An 18,522-nucleotide genomic window follows, 5' to 3' on the forward strand; every position below is an offset into this window, starting at 1 on the left:
ACTACTCTCCACCAAGATCGGAAAAGGGTTTAAGCCCACTCAATAATCCATATAAACCGTGCAACGGCACGGGCAACCAGGTGGGGCGATTTTCCGCCTCATAGGCCACTTCATACGCCGCCTTCTCCAGACCGAACAACGCCAGCGCAGCGTCCTCGCCTTCGGGATCTTGCCATGCATGGGCAAGACTAGCTGCCCCCAGCCGATAGGCGTCGACAAATGCTGTTCGCGCTTCACTCAAATAGCGCTCGGTGACCCGCACACGCGCGGCGTCGGCCGCCGCCGTGTTATCGACGTTGTGCACGTTGGTCGCCATTGCCGCCGCATAGTCGAAGGAACGCAGCACGCCACTGACGTCCTTGTACGGGCTGTGTTTGCCCCGACGTTCATGCAAGGGCCGCGCCGGTTCCCCCTCGAAGTCGATCAAGTACGCATCGCCCTTGATCACCAGCACCTGGCCCAGATGCAGGTCGCCATGCACACGAATGCGCAAGCCGCCCGCGGTCTTTTTGCCCAACGCTTGCACATGTCCGAGAATAGCTTTTTTGTTGTCCAGTAAATGGCCGACCAGGGTCTGGTCCGCCGGGGTCAGTTGATTCTGATGTTGCTTGAGCAAGTTCAGCGCGTGCTCGATTTGCGTTGCGACATCCCTGGCCGAGGCCAGCGCGTCCTTCTGCGTGGTGACCTGCGGCAGGAAGTCCGGGTTGGCGCTCGGCGTTGCCAGCACCTGATGCATTTCCCCCAGACGCCGGCCCAGCATACCGGCAAAATCTTTCAGTTCGCCGAGCGCGTTGTAGTGTTGCTCCTGCTCGGACATGGCGTCGGCCAGTTCATCGCGCAGCGCCCGTTCGAGGTTGTTTTGCGTCCATTCCCAGGCATCGCCCTGATTGTTCAGGTAGCCCTGGGCGATCATCAGCAGGTTGTCTTCACCCGCCCCGTCCCGGCGCACCACGGCCCCCAGCAGTGGCGATATATTGCTGAACCCGGCTTCGGTCAGATAGGCGCTCATCTCAAGCTCGGGATGCACGCCGCTGGCGACCTTGCGGATCAGCTTGAGCACCATGCTGTTGCCGATCACCACCGAGCTGTTGGACTGTTCCGCCGACAGGTAGCGCACCGGCGACTCGGCATTGAGGCCGAGCTTTTCCAGTTCGGCGGTGGACTCGAAGCGAATGTCGCCATCGCTGCAGGCCAATACCGTACCGGCCTGAATCCCTTGCAATACCGCATGCACGAAGGATTCCAGGCTGAAGGCATCGGTGATCAGGCCGACCTGGCGTCCACGCCGTACCCGCGACAGCGCCAGTTGCTGCGGCAACGGCGTACCGACCTGATCCTCGGAGATAAAGCCGAACGGCAACTGATAGCGACTGGTCTGGCCACCGCTGGTGACATTGATCTCACTGAACAGCACCGGATGTTGTGCATCGCCGAAGCGCACACCGTAGGCCAGATCGACCTGCTCGATGGCGGCATCCTTGCCGGCGAACCAGCGACGATTCTGCAACCAGCTGGGCAGGATGCTTTGCTCAAGGATGTGGCGTGACGGCGCTTCGAGCAGTTCTTCCATGCGTTTTTTCAGCACCAGCGTGGTGAAGTCCGGCAGGCTTTGTGCGGGTTCCACATGCCAGCTGGGCATCTGGTTTTCCGCGGCGAGACCAAACCAGTAAAAGCCGTAGGGCGCGAGGGTCAGGAGGAAATTCAGCTGGCCGATGGGCGGGAACGCGTTACCCCCGAGCATCTCCACCGGCACCATGCCGACGTAGGCGGACAAATCGAGTTCGGCGGCCTGGGCACTGCGCGAGACGTTGGCCACGCACAGGATGACTTCGCGTTTGCCGTCCGCCCCGGTGTATTCACGGGTGTAGGCCAGGATCCGCCGGTTGCTCGGCGACAGCATCTTCAATGTACCGCGCCCGAAGGCCTTGGATTGCTTGCGCACGGCGAGCATGCGCCGGGTCCAGTTCAACAGCGAATGCGGGTCGCCGGCCTGGGTTTCGACGTTGACCGACAGATAGCCGTATTGCGGGTCCATAATCGGCGGCAGCACCAGGCTGGCCGGGTCGGCGCGGGAGAAACCGCCGTTGCGGTCGATGGACCATTGCATCGGCGTGCGCACGCCATCACGGTCGCCGAGGTAGATGTTGTCGCCCATGCCGATCTCGTCGCCGTAATACAAGGTCGGCGTGCCGGGCATCGACAGCAGCAGGCTGTTGAGCAGTTCGACCCGGCGTCGGTCACGCTCCACCAGCGGCGCCAGGCGCCGACGAATCCCCAGGTTGATCCGCGCGCGACGGTCGGCGGCGTAGTAATTCCACAGGTAATCGCGTTCCTTGTCGGTGACCATCTCCAGGGTCAGTTCATCGTGGTTGCGCAGGAAGATCGCCCATTGGCAGTTGGCGGGAATGTCCGGGGTCTGGCGCAGAATGTCGGTGATCGGGAAGCGATCTTCCTGGGCCAGCGCCATGTACATGCGCGGCATCAACGGGAAGTGAAAGGCCATGTGGCACTCGTCGCCGTTCAGGCCTTTCCTGTCGGTGTCGCCGAAGTACAGCTGGGTGTCCTCCGGCCACTGATTGGCCTCCGCCAGCAGCATGCGGTCGGGGTAATGGGCATCGATTTCGGCGCGAATCTGCTTCAGGACATCGTGGGTTTCCGGCAGGTTCTCGTTGTTGGTGCCGTCGCGCTCGATCAGGTAGGGAATCGCATCCAGGCGCAAGCCGTCGATGCCCATGTCGAGCCAGTAACGCATCACCGACAGCACCGCTTTCATGACCTGCGGGTTATCGAAATTCAGGTCCGGCTGGTGGGAGTAGAAACGGTGCCAGAAGTATTGGCCGGCGACCGGGTCCCAGGTCCAGTTGGACTTTTCGGTGTCGAGGAAAATGATGCGGGTGCCGTCATATTTCTGATCGTCGTCGGACCACACGTAGAAGTCCCGCGCCGCCGACCCGGGTTTGGCCTTGCGTGCGCGCTGGAACCACGGATGCTGGTCTGAGGTGTGGTTGATGACCAGTTCGGTGATCACCCGCAGGCCGCGTTTGTGTGCCTCGGCAATGAAACGCCTGGCATCGGCCATGGTCCCGTAGTCACTGTGCACGCCGCGGTACTCGGCGATGTCATAACCGTCGTCGCGCCGTGGCGAGGGATAGAAGGGCAACAGCCAGATCGTGTTGACGCCCAGGTCGGCGATGTAGTCGAGCTTGGCGATGAGGCCGGGAAAGTCGCCGATCCCGTCGTTGTTGGAGTCGAAATACGATTTGACGTGTACTTGATAGATCACCGCATCCTTGTACCAGAGCGGGTCCTTGATGAACGTGGCTGCCTTGGGTTTCTTCGCCATGTGAAACTCCTGGTGAATTCATAAAGGCCGCTCTCAGACGCCCCTGTAGGAGCTGCCGCAGGCTGCGATCTTTTGATCTTCACTTTCTTTAAAGCAAAAGATCGCAGCCTTCGGCAGCTCCTACAGGGGGGCGGCGCATTCAAGAGGCGGTAATGCGCCAGATCCCGAACGGCTGGTACGCCGGGTCGATCCGCATGAACTGATGCTTGCCATGCCAGGTCCAGCGATGGCCATTCATCAGGTCTTCGCCCTGGGTGCTGGCGTCGTCGGGCAACCCCATTTCCCACAGCGGCAACTCGAAACTCGCCTCCTGCACGTTGTGCGGATCGAGGCTGACCGCCACCAGAATAAAGTTGCTGCCGTCAAAGCTGCGTTTGCCGAAATACAGGATGTTGTCGTTCCAGGCGTTGTAGACCTTCAGGCCCAGATGCGTGTGCAGCGCCGGGTTCTGCCGGCGGATGCGGTTGAGCTGGGCAATCTCGGCAATGATGTTGCCCGGCGTGTTGAAGTCCCTGGGGCGGATCTCGTACTTCTCGGAGTCGAGGTACTCTTCCTTGCCCGGCACCGGTGCCGACTCGCACAACTCGAAACCCGAATACATGCCCCACAGGCCCGAGCCCATGGTCGCCAGCACGGCGCGGATGAGGAACCCGGGACGCCCGGATTCATGCAGGAACGCCGGGTTGATGTCCGGTGTATTGACGAAAAAATTCGGCCGATAGCACTCGCGCCACGGCGATTCGTTGAGTTCAGTGAAGTAGGTCGCCAGTTCGGCCTTGGTATTGCGCCAGGTGAAATAGGTGTAGCTCTGGGAATAACCGACCTTGCCCAGGCGCGCCATCATTGCCGGAGTAGTAAAGGCCTCGGCCAGGAAGATCACTTCGGGGTACAGCGCCCGTACATCGGCGATCAGCCATTGCCAGAACGGCAACGGCTTGGTGTGCGGGTTATCGACGCGAAAGATCTTCACACCCTCCTCGACCCAGCCCACCACGATGTCGCGCAGCTCCACCCACAGGCTGGGAATCGCCTCGGGGGCATAGAAGTCGACGTTGACGATGTCCTGGTATTTCTTCGGCGGGTTCTCCGCGTACTTGATCGTGCCGTCGGGTCGCCAGTTGAACCAGCCGGGGTGCTGCTTGAGCCATGGGTGGTCCTGAGAGCACTGGATGGCGAAGTCGAGGGCGATTTCCAGGCCGTGGGCCGCAGCGGCCGAGACCAGTCGCCGGAAGTCTTCGCGAGTCCCCAACTGCTTGTGAATCGCCTCGTGCCCGCCCTCCTCGCTACCGATCGCATAGGGGCTGCCCGGATCATCGGGGCCTGCCGTCAGTGAGTTGTTCGGGCCTTTGCGGTAGCTGCGCCCGATCGGGTGGATCGGCGGGAAATACAGCACATCGAAGCCCATGTCGTGGATCATCGCCAGCCGCGAATGCACGTCGTTGAAAGTACCGTGGCGCTCCGGACTGTCGGTGATCGAACGCGGGAACAACTCATACCAACTGGCGAACTGCGCCAGCTCGCGCTCCACATCCACCGGGTACTCCGGGCTCAGGCTCAGGTAGGCACGATGATCGACGCGGGCCATGAGGTCGGCGCTACGTTGGTGCAAAAACAGTGCGACCTGCTCGGTTTCGAGCAGTCCTGCCAGTTCATGGTGCAATGCCGCCAATTGCTCGCAGAGTTGCCCTTCACTGCGCTCGGCGGCTTGCTGAACCTGTATCCGCCCTTCCTGCAATTCGAGGCTGACGGGCACCGCTGCCAAATGCTTTTTTTCCAGTTCGTAGCGAAAACTGGCGAATTGATCGATCCAGGCTTCGATACAGAACAGAAAACGGCCCTGACTGTTCACCCGGAACTGCCCCTGCCAACCGTTGTTGCCCAGATCCTGCATGACAGCGCTTTGCCAGACGTCCTCGTCCTCGGCCCGCCAGCGCACGCGAACCGCCAACTTGTCATGCCCGTCGGCAAAGACCTTGGCCGTCACCACCACATCCTGGCCCACCACCGCCTTGACCGCGAACTGCCCGCCTTCAAGGGTCGGCATGATGTTTTCTATGACAATGCGCGGCAGCAACAGCGCCTGCGACAGCGGCATGTGCGGGTTGTAGCTCAACTCAGTCGGTTTTTCAGCCGTCATCGAGCCTCTCTCCTTACGCCCCATGGACGCGCTTGTGTCGGGTCGCCATCCCGTTGGGCCATCCGCCCCGGGACGTACTCACTTAGGTTCCGAGCGATGGCTGGCGGGAAAAGTTCATCAGCAATTTGCGGAATCAAATCGTTCGCGCAGCAGTCAACCTACTAAAGCACGACTCACGCCATGTGCCACCGGAGGCCTGACCAATGAACAATCCATTCCCGGCTGAAACCCCCGATCCAAACATCGACAACCCGGTGATCCCCCCCAGCGAACCCCAGCCGGTGCCCGAACTGGACCCACCTGGCACGACCCCGCCGCCAAGGGAAGAACCGCCAGCGACAATGCCGCCGGTGATTGTGAATCCTGAATGAAGACAGTTGATCGTTCCTGCCTCGACAGCAGGAACGATCATCAAAAATGAATGACGCTTCCCAAGTACCTGTAGTACCGATCCTAAAGCGCCCATTCTGCCCGTCCGACACTTTACGAAACCTGTACCCCGCGCCTTATATAGCCATCACTTCTTCAGCCTTGAGTGTGGTTAGCCATGAAAACGTTTTTTTCCAGCATCAGCGAATTCGCAAACAGCGCTAGCGCACAGCACCACGCGCTACACCGTGAACGACCACTCGACGGCTGGACATCCCTTGAAAATATTCAACTACCAATTTCTTTGCTTCCAAGCCGAACGCAATCCCTCTGAACAATCAACCAAAAGCTCAATCATCAGGGAGCTGGAGAAACATCTGCTGCACAGTGATATGGACTACAGCCAGCACGAACTCTCGGAAACGGAGAGAGACAAGCTGGAGTCAGGCTGTGAAGCGACTTGCACAGACGGGGCGAATCCCTGGCAGCGCCTATGGCCGATGATCCTTGTCAATCAGCTTCACGATCCTCGGCATCACACTGAACACCCCCAGCGCCAACAGCGTGCTGAGCACTGCCGTCGCCTCCCGGCCCAGCCCGGTGGCGACGCCGATGGCGGCGGTCATCCACAGGCCGGCGGCGGTGGTCAGGCCCTTGACGTTGCCTTCGTCGCCTTCGTGGTTTTTCAGGATAGTGCCGGCCCCGAGAAAGCCGATCCCGGCAATCACGCCCTGCACGACCCGACTCATGGCATCGGCCTGTGAACCGGACATCTGCGGCACCAGCACGAACAGCGCCGCTCCCATCGCCACCAGCATGTGGGTGCGCACGCCAGCGGCCTTGCCCTGGTGCTCGCGTTCGAACCCGAGAATTCCGCCCAACACGGCGGCCATCAACAGACGCACGGTCATCCGCGTCAATTGCGAAGCATCGGTGATGTCGGCGAACTCGGCTTGCAGGGTCACCCAGACTTCGTGCCACCAAGCGTTCATGGTGTTGTCCTTGTGAGGAGTCATGGAGAGTGGACCGCAGCGACCATTAATCGGTTGCACAGAACGATGACCGGTGGTTGCGGCCTGAAACATTAGATACCCCTGAAAAAGGATTCCGCCATGACCGTGCGCATCGAGAACCAGACCTGCTTTTTCACCACTGAAAATGGCGAAGAAATTCGTCTGTGTCCTGACGTGACCATCGTCACCGATGGTCGCAAAGCCATGTCGGCGGTGGACATCGAAGGCCAGCGCATCTACATCACCGAGGCGGAAGCCGACGCCTTGACCGTCGCAGGCGCGGTGGATGGGCGCCGGCACCTGAAAGCCACCGACAGTGATTCGGTGATTTGACTGAGGTTGATCAACACCCGCCGCAGCTGTTGTGCACAGGCGTTTGCAGCTTTGTGCGACGGGTGCTTCAAGTTGTCGCAGGCCGGGCGAACACCGCCATCTGATCCGCTTTTTAATGCACCACCTGAGTCTGTTATGCAAACAGATCGCCGCTCATAGTGCTCATGCCTGATGGAGGCTGATGAGCGAAAGACCATGAGCGAGAGAATCCCCGTCCGAACCGTAGAAACCTTCGAGCCTCCGCGTCCAAAGACGAAGGCCATCACCCGCGACAACCTGATCCACACCCGCAGCTTCACCGGGCTGTTCCGCAACCTGCGCATCAGCGGCGCGGGTTTTCTGTTTTTGCTGTTTTTCGGCACCGTGTGGTTGAACTGGGGCGGTCGCCAGGCGGTGCTCTGGGATCTTTCCGAAAGCAAATTCCATATCTTCGGCGCGACTTTCTGGCCGCAGGACTTCATCCTGCTGTCGGCGCTGTTGATCATCGCCGCGTTCGGCCTGTTCGCGATCACCGTGTTTGCCGGGCGGGTCTGGTGCGGCTACACCTGCCCACAAAGTTCGTGGACCTGGATCTTCATGTGGTGCGAGAAAATCACCGAGGGCGAGCGCAACCAACGGATCAAGCTGCAAGCCGCGCCGTGGGGCGTCAACAAACTGATGCGTCGCTCGGCCAAACACACCTTGTGGCTCGCCATCAGCCTGCTGACCGGCCTGACCTTCGTCGGCTACTTCACCCCGATCCGGCCACTGGCCGAAGAACTGCTGACTTTGCAAATGAGCGGCGTCAGCCTGTTCTGGGTGCTGTTTTTCACCGGTGCCACCTACATCAATGCCGGCTGGCTGCGTGAAGCGGTATGCATGCACATGTGCCCCTACGCGCGGTTCCAGAGCGTGATGTTCGACAAAGACACCCTCACCATTTCCTACGACGTGGCCCGTGGCGAAAACCGTGGCCCGCGCAAGCGCGAGGTCAAACCCGCCGAGGTCGGTTTGGGCGATTGCATCGATTGCCAGCTCTGCGTACAGGTCTGCCCGACCGGCATCGACATCCGCGATGGCTTGCAGATGGAATGCATCGGTTGCGCCGCATGCATCGACGCCTGCGATTCGATCATGGACAAAATGGGCTACGCCCGGGGACTGATCAGCTATACCTCCGAGCATCAGTTGCAAGGCGGCAAGACACACCTGCTGCGCCCGCGCCTGATCGGCTACACCGCCGTGCTGCTGGTGATGATCGCCGCCCTGGTGGTGGCATTGGTCGAACGGCCGATGGTCTCGCTCGACGTCAGCAAGGACCGGGGCCTGTTTCGTGAAAACAGCCAGGGGCAGATCGAAAACATCTACAGCCTGAAGGTCATCAACAAGACCCAGCAGCGTCAGGCCTACCAATTGCGCCTGGTCGATGCCGATGATTTCGAGTTGCAGGGCAAGACCGTGCTGAGCCTGGCGCCGGGCGAGATTGTCGACGTGCCGGTGTCGGTGGTGATGCTCACGGAGCGCCCGGCCAGCAGTTCGCAGAGCATCAGCTTTGAAGTGGTCGACAGCGATGAGCCTGGCGTCTACAGCGTGGCGAAGAGCCGGTTTGTTGCGCCAATGAATCGCTGATCCCTTAGACTGCGGTCCGTGTGAAATGCGCTCCTGTTTTGGCAATGCAATCCACTGTGGCGAGGGGGCTTGCCCCCGTTGGGCTGCGTAGCGGCCCTTCTTTGTCATACAGATAGATTTGACACTCAGGCATTACGACTGCTGCGCAGCCGAACGGGGGCAAGCCCCCTCGCCACAATTAATCGAAACGACTCCATTGCGGGACACCGATGAAACGCTACGAAAAATTCGCCGACGACATCGCAGAACTGATCCGCTCCGGCGTTCTCGGACCGGGCCAGCGTGTGCCGTCAGTGCGCTACGCCAGCCAGACCTATGGCGTCAGCCCGTCGACGGTGTTCCAGGCCTACTACCTGCTGGAGCGCCGCGGGCTGATCCGCGCCCGTCCGCGCTCCGGCTATTTCGTCAATGCCCATGCGCCGCGACCGTTTTCCGAGCCGGTGATCAGCAGCCAGGTCAACGAATCCACGGAAGTCGACGTCAGCGAACTGGTGTTTTCAGTACTCGACTCGATCAAGGACCCGAACACCGTGGCCTTCGGCTCGGCATTCCCCAGCCCGACGCTGTTCCCCCTGCAACGCTTGTCCCGCTCCCTGGCCAGCGCCACCCGCGAGATGGACCCGCGCATGGTGGTCACCGACCTGTCGCCCGGCAACCCGCAGCTGCGCCGGCAAATCGCCCTGCGCTACATGGTCGGCGGACTGATGCTGCCCATGGAGGAACTGCTGATCACCAACGGCGCCCTGGAAGCCCTCAACCTGTGCCTGCAAGCGGTGACGCAGCCTGGCGACCTGGTGGCCATCGAAGCCCCGGCGTTCTACGCCTGCCTGCAAGTGCTCGAACGGCTGAAACTCAAAGCCGTGGAAATCCCCGTGCACCCGCGCGACGGCATCGACCTCGGCGTGCTCGAACAAACCCTGGAACGCCATCCGATCAAGGCCTGCTGGTGCATGACCAGCTTCCAGAACCCCATGGGCGCCACCGTGCCCGAGGCCAAGAAACAGCAGCTCGTGGAACTGCTGCGCCGCCACCAGGTGCCGCTGATCGAAGACGATGTCTACGCCGAACTGTATTACGGTCAACAAGCCCCGAAACCGGCCAAGGCCTTCGATACCGAAGGCCTGGTGATGCATTGCGGCTCGTTCGCCAAGAGCCTGGCCCCCGGTTACCGCATCGGCTGGGTCGCCGCCGGACGCTACGCGCAGAAAATCGAACGCCTGAAACTCATGACCTCGCTGTGCGCGTCCATGCCTGCACAGGCCGCTATCGCCGATTACCTGCAACACGGCGGCTACGACCGCCACCTGCGTAAATTGCGTCACGCGCTGGAAGACCAGCAAGCCGCCATGCTTGCCGCCATCGCCCGCTATTTCCCGGCACAGACGCGGGTCAGCCAACCGGCGGGCGGGTACTTTTTGTGGCTGGAATTGCCGGAGCAGATGGATTCGTTGAAGTTGTTTCAGATGGCGCTGGCGCAGGGGATCAGCATTGCACCGGGGCCGATTTTTTCGCCGACGCAAAGGTTCAGGAATTGTATTCGGTTGAATTATGGGAGCCCGTGGGATGAGGCTGCGGAGAAGGCGATGGAGACGTTGGGGCGGATTGTGCGGTCGTTCTGATACACAGGCGTCGCCCGGTCAAATGCCTTCGCGGGCAAGCCCGCTCCCACAAGGAATCTCGGGTGTTCACAGACTTTGCGTACACCAGATAACCCTGTGGGAGCGGGCTTGCCCGCGAAGAGGCCAGCACTGACAACGCAAACCTCAGATCAACGCCCACCACCCAGATCAACAAACGTCCCCGTCGCATAAGAAGCCTTGTCCGACAACAACCAGACAATCGCCTCCGCCACTTCATCCGGACGCCCGCCCCGTGCCATCGGGATCGCCGATTCCAGCTTGCTGACCCGATCCGGATCGCCGCTCAAGGCATGGAAATCGGTGTAGATGTAGCCCGGGCGCACGGCGTTGACACGGATCCCCTCTCCCGCCACTTCCTTGGACAGGCCGATGGTGAAGGTGTCGAGCGCACCTTTTGACGCCGCGTAATCAACGTATTCGTTGGGCGCGCCCAAGCGTGCAGCCACCGAGGAGACGTTGACGATGCTGCCACCCTGCCCGCCGTGCTTGGGCGACATGCGCAGGATCGCGTGCTTGGCGCAGAGGATCGGCGCCAGGACATTGGTTTTCATGATCTTGAGGATGCGGAACTCGGACATTTCGTCGACCCGGGACTTTTGCCCCACGGTGCCGGCGTTGTTGACCAGCGCCGTGACCCGGCCCAGTTCGTTGTCGACCCGATGGAACAGCGCGATGACTTCGTCTTCGATGCTGACGTCGGCCCTTACCGCAATGGCTTGCGCACCGAGGGCGCGGACTTGCTCCAGTACGTCGAGTGCAGCCTTTTCGTCCGCCTGGTAGTTGATGCAGATCCGATAGCCCTGCGCGGCGGCCAACAATGCGGTGGCGGCACCAATGCCGCGGCTGCCGCCGGTGATGACGATGACTTTGTCCATGCGAGCCTTCCCCCAATCAAAGCTTAAGCGGTCGGGGGCAAGAATAACCGCCATTGATGGTTTTTGCATGGCTTCGGTGGCGTTTGCACAGACGCCATCGCGGGCAAGCCACGCTCCCACAGGTTCTGCATATTCCGTGGGAGCGTGGCTTGCCCGCGATGAACGATGACACGGACTATCAAGCCAGCGCCAATCGCTCCGAGCGATGGATTTCCACCATGAAACCTGCGGCCGGCAGCGGATGCCCCAGCAGGTAACCCTGCAACGAGTCGCAGCCCAGTTGCGTCAGGAAGTCCTGCTGCGAGTCCGTCTCCACACCTTCGGCAACGATGCGCAACCCCAGCGCCTGGCCGAGCGCCACGATGGCCGAAACGATGGCGGCGTCATCGCTGTCGCGCTCCAGGTCGCGGACAAAACCGCGGTCGATCTTCAGTTCGTTGGCCGGCAGGCGCTTGAGGTACATCAAACTCGAATAACCGGTGCCGAAATCGTCGATTGACAGGTCGACACCCATTTCCGAGAGCTCCTGAAGCACCGTCATGCTCGCGTCGGCATCGCTCATGGCGGTGGTTTCAGTGATTTCCAGGGTCAGGCTGTTGGCCGGCAGATGGTGAGTCGCCAGTGCCTTGGCGACGCTCTGGACCAGCCCGGCATGGCAAAACTGGATGGCCGACAGGTTCACGGCGATGCGCCAATCGGTGTAGCCCAGCACGTACCATTCGCGCATCTGGCGGCACGCTTCGTTGAGCACCCACTCGCCGATCGGAATGATCAGCCCGGTTTTTTCCGCCAGTTCGATGAATTTGTCCGGCAACAGCAACCCCTGCGTCGGGTGCTCCCAGCGCAACAGCGCCTCGGCGCCCACCGGCCGGCCATTGGCGGCATCGAACTTGGGCTGGTAATGCAGGCTGAACTCCTGATGTTCCACGGCATTGCGCAAGTCCTGCAGCAATTGCAGTTGCTTGCGCGCGTTGGTGTTCATCGAGGCGTCGAAAAAGCTGTAGCCGTTTTTACCGGCGCCCTTGGCGTGGTACATCGCCGCGTCGGCGTTCATCAGCAATTCGTGGGCGGACTGCCCGTTACCCGGATAGAGCGCGATGCCGACACTGGCGGAAATGTGCAAATCATGTTCGGCAACCCGGAACGCCTGCGCGATCAACCCGACCTGGCGGGCCGCGAGGTTCAAGGCATCGTTCTGTTCGCTCAATTGCACCAGCAACACGAACTCATCGCCGCCGATCCGCGCCAGGGTGTCCTGGCTGCGCAAGTCTTCGCGCAGGCGCAGGGCCACTTCGCGCAACAGCAAGTCACCCATGTGGTGGCCGAAGGCATCGTTGACGGGTTTGAAGCCGTCCAGGTCGATGAACATCAGGGCAAAGCAACCCCCCTCTTCACGAACCCGCGACATGGCCTGATCGATTCGGTCGGCGAGCAACGTCCGGTTCGGCAACCCGGTGAGGGTGTCATGCAGGGCCAATTGGGTCAGTTCACGGTTGGCTTCGGTCAGCGACTGGGCCAGGCTCGCGGTGCGAGCCTCCAGGCGTGCATCGAGGATCGAGGTCAGCAAGGCGATGCTCAGCACCGCCAGCGTGGTGATCAACACCAGGTTGTCCAGGCCCTTGCCGTTCAGACCGTCGACCGCTGCCCCGCAAAAGCTGCCATCGGCAAAGCGTGCAGCGGCCATCCCGGTGTAGTGCATGCCGACGATGGCGATGCCCATGATCACAGCGGCACCGCCACGGATCAGACGGACATAAGGCGTGTGTTGGCGCAAATGAAAAGCGATCCACAGTGCCGCGCCCGAGGCACCGACAGCGATCATCAGCGAAGCGCCGAACAGCGTTGGGTCATAGTCGATGCCCGGTTGCATGCGCATGGCGGCCATGCCGGTGTAGTGCATCGCGCTGATGCCGGCGCCCATGACCAGCGCGCCAAAGGCCAGTTGCCAGGCCGGCAGTTTTGGCTGACTGACCAGCCACAGCGCAAAACCGCTGGAGAGCACGCCGATCAACAGCGACAACAGGGTGATTGCGCCGTCATAGCCCAGATCGATCGGCAGTTTGAACGCGAGCATGCCGATAAAGTGCATCGACCAGATGCCGATGCCCATGGCAATGGCCCCGCCCGCGGTCCACAAATGCACCGCGCGGCCTTTGGCAGTGGCAATGCGTCCGGTCAGGTCGAGTGCGGTATAGGAAGCGAGAATCGCGACACAGAGCGAAATGATAACCAGGGTGGGGGAATAGCTACCGATGAGCATGGGGACTTCTCGCGAATACCCCCATTAACGGTATTGATTCTCGTCGGGGGAAAATGCGGCGATTGTACTGATTCCGAATGAGAACGCACCCACAAAATTAGCAAAGGGCCATCAGTCCGATGAAACGTCTGTTTTAAGGTTTTACATTAACTCACGTCAAGCTGCTGGCACCACAAAACCTGTGGGAGCGAGCTTGCTCGCGATGGCTGCGTCACATTCAGCATGAATGTTGCCTGAACCACCGCTATCGCGAGCAAGCTCGCTCCCACAGGGATTGCAGTGTCCGTTAGATTGCGCTATTGACTGTCGCTCACTTCAAGCTGCCCGTCCCAGCCACCGCCCAGCGCGGCAATCAACTGCACGCTGGCGATCAGGCGGCTTTGCAACAGGTCCAGGTTGCTGCGCTCATTGTTCAGCGCCGCCGCCTGGGTCACCACCACATCGATGTACGCGATCAAGCCGGCCTTGTACTGATTCTGGGTCAGGCGCAACGATTCACGGGCGGCGTCCAGCGCCTGTTGGCGCACGACGGCTTCGTCCTGCAGCACCTTGAGCTGCACCAGGAAGTTTTCCACTTCGCGGAACCCGTCCAGCACGGTCTGGCGGTACTTGGCCACCGTTTCGTCATAGGCCGCTTCACTGCGGTCGACTTCCGCCGAGCGCTGGCCGCCGTCGAACAGGGTCATGGCCAATTGCGGCCCGACGGACCAGAAGCGGTTCGGCAGGCTGAACAAGTCTTTCGAGGTACTGCTGCTGTAACCACCGTTCAAGCTCAGGGTCAGGTCCGGGTAATAGGCCGCCTTGGCCACACCGATGTTGGCGTTGGCAGCCATCACCGAGCGTTCGGCGGATGCGATGTCCGGGCGACGCTCCAGCAACTGCGAAGGCAGGGCCGGCGGCACTTGCGGCAACGGCGGAATGTCCTGGCTTTCCGCCAGGCTGAACTCCGCCGGCGGCAGGCCGATCAGCACGGCGATGGCGTTCTCGAACTGCGCGCGTTGCCAGATCAGGTCGATCATGTCCGCTTCGGTGCTCTTGAGCTGGGTCTGGGCCTGGGCCACGGCGTCCTTGCCCGATACGCCGGCGCGGTACTGGTTCTCGGTCATCTTCAGGGAGCGCTGATAAGCCTCGACCGTGTCCTGGAGCAGGCGCTTCTGACCATCGATCACGCGCAATTGCAGGTAATTCTGTACCAGCTCCGACTGTTGACTCAGGCGCATGGCCGCCAGATCGGCAAAGCTTGCCTGGGCATTCGCGGTGTCGGCTTCCAGGCCTCGGCGCAGCTTGCCCCACACATCCGCTTCCCAACTGACGCCCGCCTGAGCCGAATACGTGTCGCGAATCCCGCTGGACGAACTGCTCAGGCTGGAGTTGCTGCTGCCGGTGCCCTGGCTTGAACGGTTCTTGCTGACGTTCAGGTCGACCGTCGGGAAAAACGCCCCGCGTGCGCTGCGCACCAAGGCCTGGGCCTGGCGGTACTGGGCTTCGGACTGGGCGACGGTCTGGTTGGCGCTGTTGAGCTTCTCGATCAGGCCATTGAGCTGTTGATCGCCATACAGCTCCCACCATGCGCCGCGCGCCAGGGCATCGCTCGGGTTGGCCTGGCGCCAGCCTTCTGCGGCCTTGTACTGCGCAGGCTCGGCGGTTTGCGGGCGCTGGTAATCCGGGCCGACGGCGCAGGCACTGAGCATCGCCACGCACAGTGACAGGCTCAGCAGACGCGAGCCTCGAGCCGTGATCAGCGGTGCAGCCAGGTTGAAAAGCGAACGTTCAGTCATAGCGGAGTTTCCAGAGCAGCATCGGTACGCACCCCACGCCATTTGTTGAAGCGATGGCGCAGTTTGTCGAGATAGAGGTAAACCACCGGCGTGGTGTAAAGCGTCAGCACTTGGCTGAAGATCAGCCCGCCGATGATGGTCAGGCCCAGCGGCTGGCGCATTTCCGCCCCTTCGGCACGGCTCAGCAGCAACGGCAAGGCACCGAGGATCGCCGCCAGGGTGGTCATCAGGATCGGTCGCAAACGTTGCAGGCAGGCACTGCGAATCGACTCCAGCGGTGCCATGCCCTGATGCCGCTCCAACTGCAACGCCAGGTCGATCATCAGAATGGCGTTTTTCTTCACCACGCCGATCAACAGAAACAGCCCCAGCAACGAAATCAGGCTGAACTCGCCGCCCAGCGCATAGATTGACAGCAACGCGCCGACCCCGGCGGACGGCAGGGTGGACAGGATGGTCAGCGGATGAATGTAGCTTTCGTACAGCACACCCAAGACCAGATACACCGCCACCAGCGCCCCCAGAATCATCCACGGCTGACTTTTCTGGGTCGCCGCGAAAGCGTCGGCTGTGCCGGCCATTTTCGCGATCACCTCTTCCGGCAGCCCGACCTTGGCAATCGCCCGCTCGATGGCGGCACCGCCCTGCTCCACGGTCACGCCTTCAGCCATGTCGAAGGCAATGCTTTCCGAGGCGAACTGGCCTTCGTGGCTGACCCGGTCGTTTTCCAGGCTGTTTTCGTAATAGGCGATGGTCGACAGCGGGATCCGCGCGCCATCGGCGGTGATCACCTGGACCTGCTTGAGGGTGACCGGGTCCTGGGCGTATTTCGGGTTGACCTCCATCACCACCTGATACTGGTTGAGGCTGTCGTAGATGGTCGAAATCTGCCGCTGGCTGTAGGCGTTGTTCAGCACCGCCGTGACCATGTCCATGTCGACACCCAGGCGCTTGGCCTGGTCGCGGTCGACGATCAGGGTCACTTGCCGGGCGCCCCGACCTTCCCGCGCATCGATGGCCGTCAGTTCCGGCAAGGCCTTGAGCGCGGTGACGACTTTCGGATACCACTCGCGCAATGCCCCGAGATCCCCGCTTTGCAGAATGTACGAGTATTGCGAGGTGGTCTGCTCACGGCCGCCACCGAACTGAAGGTCCTGGTCCGCCATGAGCATCAGCTGTGCGCCGGGCACCTTGGGCATTTCCTTGCGCAGGCGTTCGATGACTTTCTGCGCGGAAATGTTGCGCTCCTTGATCGGTTTCAGGCGCACCAGCATGAAGGCGTTGTTGGTGCCGTTACTGCCGCCGATGAAGCCGGCGACGCTTTCTACCGCCTCATCCTTGAGCACCGCACGACGGAAAATCTCCATCTTCGGCTGCATCACGCTGAAGGACAGGCCGTCGTCGCCGCGCACGAAACCGATCAGTTGACCGGTATCCTGCTGAGGCAAAAATGTTTTAGGAACAACAATATACAGCGCAATGTTAACGCCAATTGTCACGAACAGACTGAGCAACGTCAGGCGTTTGTGGCGCAGCACCCAGTCGAGGCTGGTGGCGTATTTGCCAACCATCCAGTCGTTGGCCCGCCGGCTCCAGCGTTGCAGGCGGTTCTCCTGCCCCGGCGTGTGCGGCTTGAGCCAGCGGGCGCAGAGCATCGGGGTCAGGGTCAACGACACCAGCAGCGAAACCACGATGGCCGCCGCCAGGGTGATGGAGAATTCACGGAACAGGCTTTCAATGATCCCGCCCATGAACAGGATCGACAGGAACACCGCCACCAGTGACACGTTCATCGACAGCAAGGTAAAGCCGACTTCCTGGGCGCCGAGGTAGGCCGCCTTCATCGGCCGCACGCCTGCGTCGATGTGCCGGGAAATGTTCTCCAGCACCACGATGGCATCGTCCACCACCAGCCCGGTGGCCAGGATCAGCGCCATCAGCGACAGGTTGTTCAGAGAAAAGCCGTAGAGGTACATCACGGCAAAGGTACCGACCAGCGACACCGGCACCGCCAGGGTCGGGATCAGCGAGGCGCGGAAGTTACCGAGGAACAGGAACACCACCAGGATCACCAGCGCCACGGCGATCAGCAGGGTCATTTCCGCCTCATGCAGCGTGGCCTTGATCACCGGCGAGCGATCCATGGCCAGGTTCAGCTTGACACTGGCCGGCAACACCGCCTGCAACGCCGGCAACTGTGCCTTGATCTCGTTGACCGTCTCGATGATGTTGGCCCCGGCCTGCCGGTTGATCACCAGCAGCACCGCCGCGTCGTCGTTGAAGAAACCGCTGTTGTAGCGGTCTTCGACGCCGTCGCTGACCTTGGCCACGTCCTTGAGGCGCAGGGCCGCGCCGCCGTTGTAGTGGATGATCAGCGACTCGTAGTCCTTGGCTTTTTCCAACTGGTCGTTGGCCTGGACCTGCCACAGCCGCTGATCGTCTTCCACCGAACCCTTGGGCCGGCGTACGTTGGCATTGGCGATGGTGTTGCGCACATCGTCCAGGGCCACGCCGTACTGGTTCAGCGCCTGCGGTTCGAGTTCGATACGCACCGCCGGCAGCGAACTGCCGCCGATCTGCACCTCGCCAACGCCCTGCACCTGGGACAGGCTCTGGGACAGGATCGTCGAAGCCAGGTCATAGAGCTGGCCTTTTTCCAGCACATCGGACGTCAGCGACAGCACCATGATCGGCGCCTGGGACGGGTTGACCTTCTTGTAGGTCGGCATGCTGCGCATCCCGCTGGGCAGCAGGTTGCGCGAGGCGTTGATGGCCGCCTGCACTTCCCGCGCCGCGCCGTTGATGTCGCGGTCGAGATCGAATTGCAGGATAACCCGGGTCGATCCCTGGCTGGACCGGCTGCTCATGGTGTTCACCCCGGCGATGGCGCCGAAGGAGCGCTCCAGCGGCGTGGCCACGGTCGACGCCATGACTTCGGGGCTGGCGCCGGGCAGGCTGGCCTGGACCACGATCACCGGAAAGTCCATTTGCGGCAGCGGCGACACGGGCAGCAAACCGAAGCTCACGCCACCCAGCAGCATGATCGCCAGGCTCAGCAACATGGTCGCGACCGGGCGCTTGATGAAAGGTCCCGAGAGATTCATCGATGACTGCTCCCGGCACCAACCCGCGAGCCCTGCTGCCCCCCTGTGGGAGCGGGCTTGCT

At 61.4% G+C, this 18,522-nt stretch carries 11 protein-coding genes; 4 read left to right on the plus strand and 7 right to left on the minus strand.

From position 1 onward, the window contains the following. Window position 1: 1 nt before the first annotated feature. Both treS and KW841_RS05180 read right to left on the minus strand, forming a co-directional pair. Window positions 2-3,343 (minus strand): maltose alpha-D-glucosyltransferase, encoded by a 3,342-nt coding sequence (gene treS, locus KW841_RS05175; RefSeq protein ID WP_218474157.1) that lies wholly within the window; start codon window positions 3,341-3,343, stop codon window positions 2-4. A 139-nt stretch (window positions 3,344-3,482) separates the two neighbouring features. After that, window positions 3,483-5,480 carry an alpha-1,4-glucan--maltose-1-phosphate maltosyltransferase gene (locus tag KW841_RS05180; protein WP_218474160.1) on the minus strand — a complete coding sequence of 666 codons (1,998 nt, stop codon included), beginning with the start codon at window positions 5,478-5,480 and terminating at the stop codon, window positions 3,483-3,485. Between the two features lie 203 nt (window positions 5,481-5,683). Here KW841_RS05180 and KW841_RS05185 point away from each other — a divergent pair, with 203 nt between their 5' ends. Beyond that, window positions 5,684-5,851: a hypothetical protein gene (locus KW841_RS05185; protein ID WP_218474163.1), complete on the plus strand. Its 168-nt coding sequence runs from the start codon at window positions 5,684-5,686 to the stop codon at window positions 5,849-5,851. Between the two features lie 489 nt (window positions 5,852-6,340). On the opposite strand, the gene KW841_RS05190 is transcribed toward KW841_RS05185, so the two are convergent. Next, window positions 6,341-6,841 carry an MgtC/SapB family protein gene (locus tag KW841_RS05190; protein ID WP_218474167.1) on the minus strand — a complete coding sequence of 167 codons (501 nt, stop codon included), beginning with the start codon at window positions 6,839-6,841 and terminating at the stop codon, window positions 6,341-6,343. A gap of 120 nt (window positions 6,842-6,961) precedes the next feature. Between KW841_RS05190 and KW841_RS05195 the strand changes: the two genes are divergently transcribed. The 3 genes from KW841_RS05195 (at window position 6,962) to mapR (ending at window position 10,422) form a co-directional block, all read left to right on the plus strand. Beyond that, window positions 6,962-7,195: a DUF3203 family protein gene (locus KW841_RS05195; RefSeq protein ID WP_218474169.1), complete on the plus strand. Its 234-nt coding sequence runs from the start codon at window positions 6,962-6,964 to the stop codon at window positions 7,193-7,195. A gap of 195 nt (window positions 7,196-7,390) precedes the next feature. Beyond that, window positions 7,391-8,803 carry a cytochrome c oxidase accessory protein CcoG gene (ccoG, locus tag KW841_RS05200; protein ID WP_218474171.1) on the plus strand — a complete coding sequence of 471 codons (1,413 nt, stop codon included), beginning with the start codon at window positions 7,391-7,393 and terminating at the stop codon, window positions 8,801-8,803. A gap of 209 nt (window positions 8,804-9,012) precedes the next feature. Further along, a complete protein-coding gene (mapR, locus tag KW841_RS05205) occupies window positions 9,013-10,422 on the plus strand; it encodes a GntR family transcriptional regulator MpaR (protein ID WP_007974376.1) in 1,410 nt (469 codons plus the stop codon). A 149-nt stretch (window positions 10,423-10,571) separates the two neighbouring features. On the opposite strand, the gene KW841_RS05210 is transcribed toward mapR, so the two are convergent. The 4 genes from KW841_RS05210 to KW841_RS05225 all read right to left on the minus strand — a co-directional run bounded on the left by KW841_RS05210 (window position 10,572) and on the right by KW841_RS05225 (window position 18,460). Then, the gene (locus KW841_RS05210) at window positions 10,572-11,318 is read right to left on the minus strand and encodes an SDR family oxidoreductase (protein WP_104448305.1); all 747 of its coding nucleotides are present in this window, start codon (window positions 11,316-11,318) and stop codon (window positions 10,572-10,574) included. 178 nt (window positions 11,319-11,496) lie between these two features. Beyond that, complete coding sequence (locus KW841_RS05215; protein ID WP_218474173.1) at window positions 11,497-13,578, minus strand: bifunctional diguanylate cyclase/phosphodiesterase; 2,082 nt, start codon at window positions 13,576-13,578, stop codon at window positions 11,497-11,499. A 296-nt stretch (window positions 13,579-13,874) separates the two neighbouring features. Further along, window positions 13,875-15,356 carry an efflux transporter outer membrane subunit gene (locus KW841_RS05220; RefSeq protein WP_218474175.1) on the minus strand — a complete coding sequence of 494 codons (1,482 nt, stop codon included), beginning with the start codon at window positions 15,354-15,356 and terminating at the stop codon, window positions 13,875-13,877. Further along, complete coding sequence (locus KW841_RS05225) at window positions 15,353-18,460, minus strand: efflux RND transporter permease subunit (protein ID WP_218474177.1); 3,108 nt, start codon at window positions 18,458-18,460, stop codon at window positions 15,353-15,355. Before KW841_RS05225 ends, KW841_RS05220 begins: the two co-directional genes overlap by 4 nt. Between the last annotated feature and the right edge of the window lie 62 nt (window positions 18,461-18,522).

Source organism: Pseudomonas sp. PDM28 (assembly GCF_019219115.1).
Lineage (GTDB): Bacteria > Pseudomonadota > Gammaproteobacteria > Pseudomonadales > Pseudomonadaceae > Aquipseudomonas > Aquipseudomonas laurylsulfatiphila.

What these genes read in the sequence shown, in the direction of transcription:
- treS (WP_218474157.1), bottom strand. Translation starts at nt 3,343, where the DNA reads ATGGCGAAGAAACCCAAGGCAGCCACGTTCATCAAGGACCCGCTCTGG.
- KW841_RS05180 (WP_218474160.1), bottom strand. Translation starts at nt 5,480, where the DNA reads ATGACGGCTGAAAAACCGACTGAGTTGAGCTACAACCCGCACATGCCG.
- KW841_RS05185 (WP_218474163.1), top strand. Translation starts at nt 5,684, where the DNA reads ATGAACAATCCATTCCCGGCTGAAACCCCCGATCCAAACATCGACAAC.
- KW841_RS05190 (WP_218474167.1), bottom strand. Translation starts at nt 6,841, where the DNA reads ATGAACGCTTGGTGGCACGAAGTCTGGGTGACCCTGCAAGCCGAGTTC.
- KW841_RS05195 (WP_218474169.1), top strand. Translation starts at nt 6,962, where the DNA reads ATGACCGTGCGCATCGAGAACCAGACCTGCTTTTTCACCACTGAAAAT.
- ccoG (WP_218474171.1), top strand. Translation starts at nt 7,391, where the DNA reads ATGAGCGAGAGAATCCCCGTCCGAACCGTAGAAACCTTCGAGCCTCCG.
- mapR (WP_007974376.1), top strand. Translation starts at nt 9,013, where the DNA reads ATGAAACGCTACGAAAAATTCGCCGACGACATCGCAGAACTGATCCGC.
- KW841_RS05210 (WP_104448305.1), bottom strand. Translation starts at nt 11,318, where the DNA reads ATGGACAAAGTCATCGTCATCACCGGCGGCAGCCGCGGCATTGGTGCC.
- KW841_RS05215 (WP_218474173.1), bottom strand. Translation starts at nt 13,578, where the DNA reads ATGCTCATCGGTAGCTATTCCCCCACCCTGGTTATCATTTCGCTCTGT.
- KW841_RS05220 (WP_218474175.1), bottom strand. Translation starts at nt 15,356, where the DNA reads ATGACTGAACGTTCGCTTTTCAACCTGGCTGCACCGCTGATCACGGCT.
- KW841_RS05225 (WP_218474177.1), bottom strand. Translation starts at nt 18,460, where the DNA reads ATGAATCTCTCGGGACCTTTCATCAAGCGCCCGGTCGCGACCATGTTG.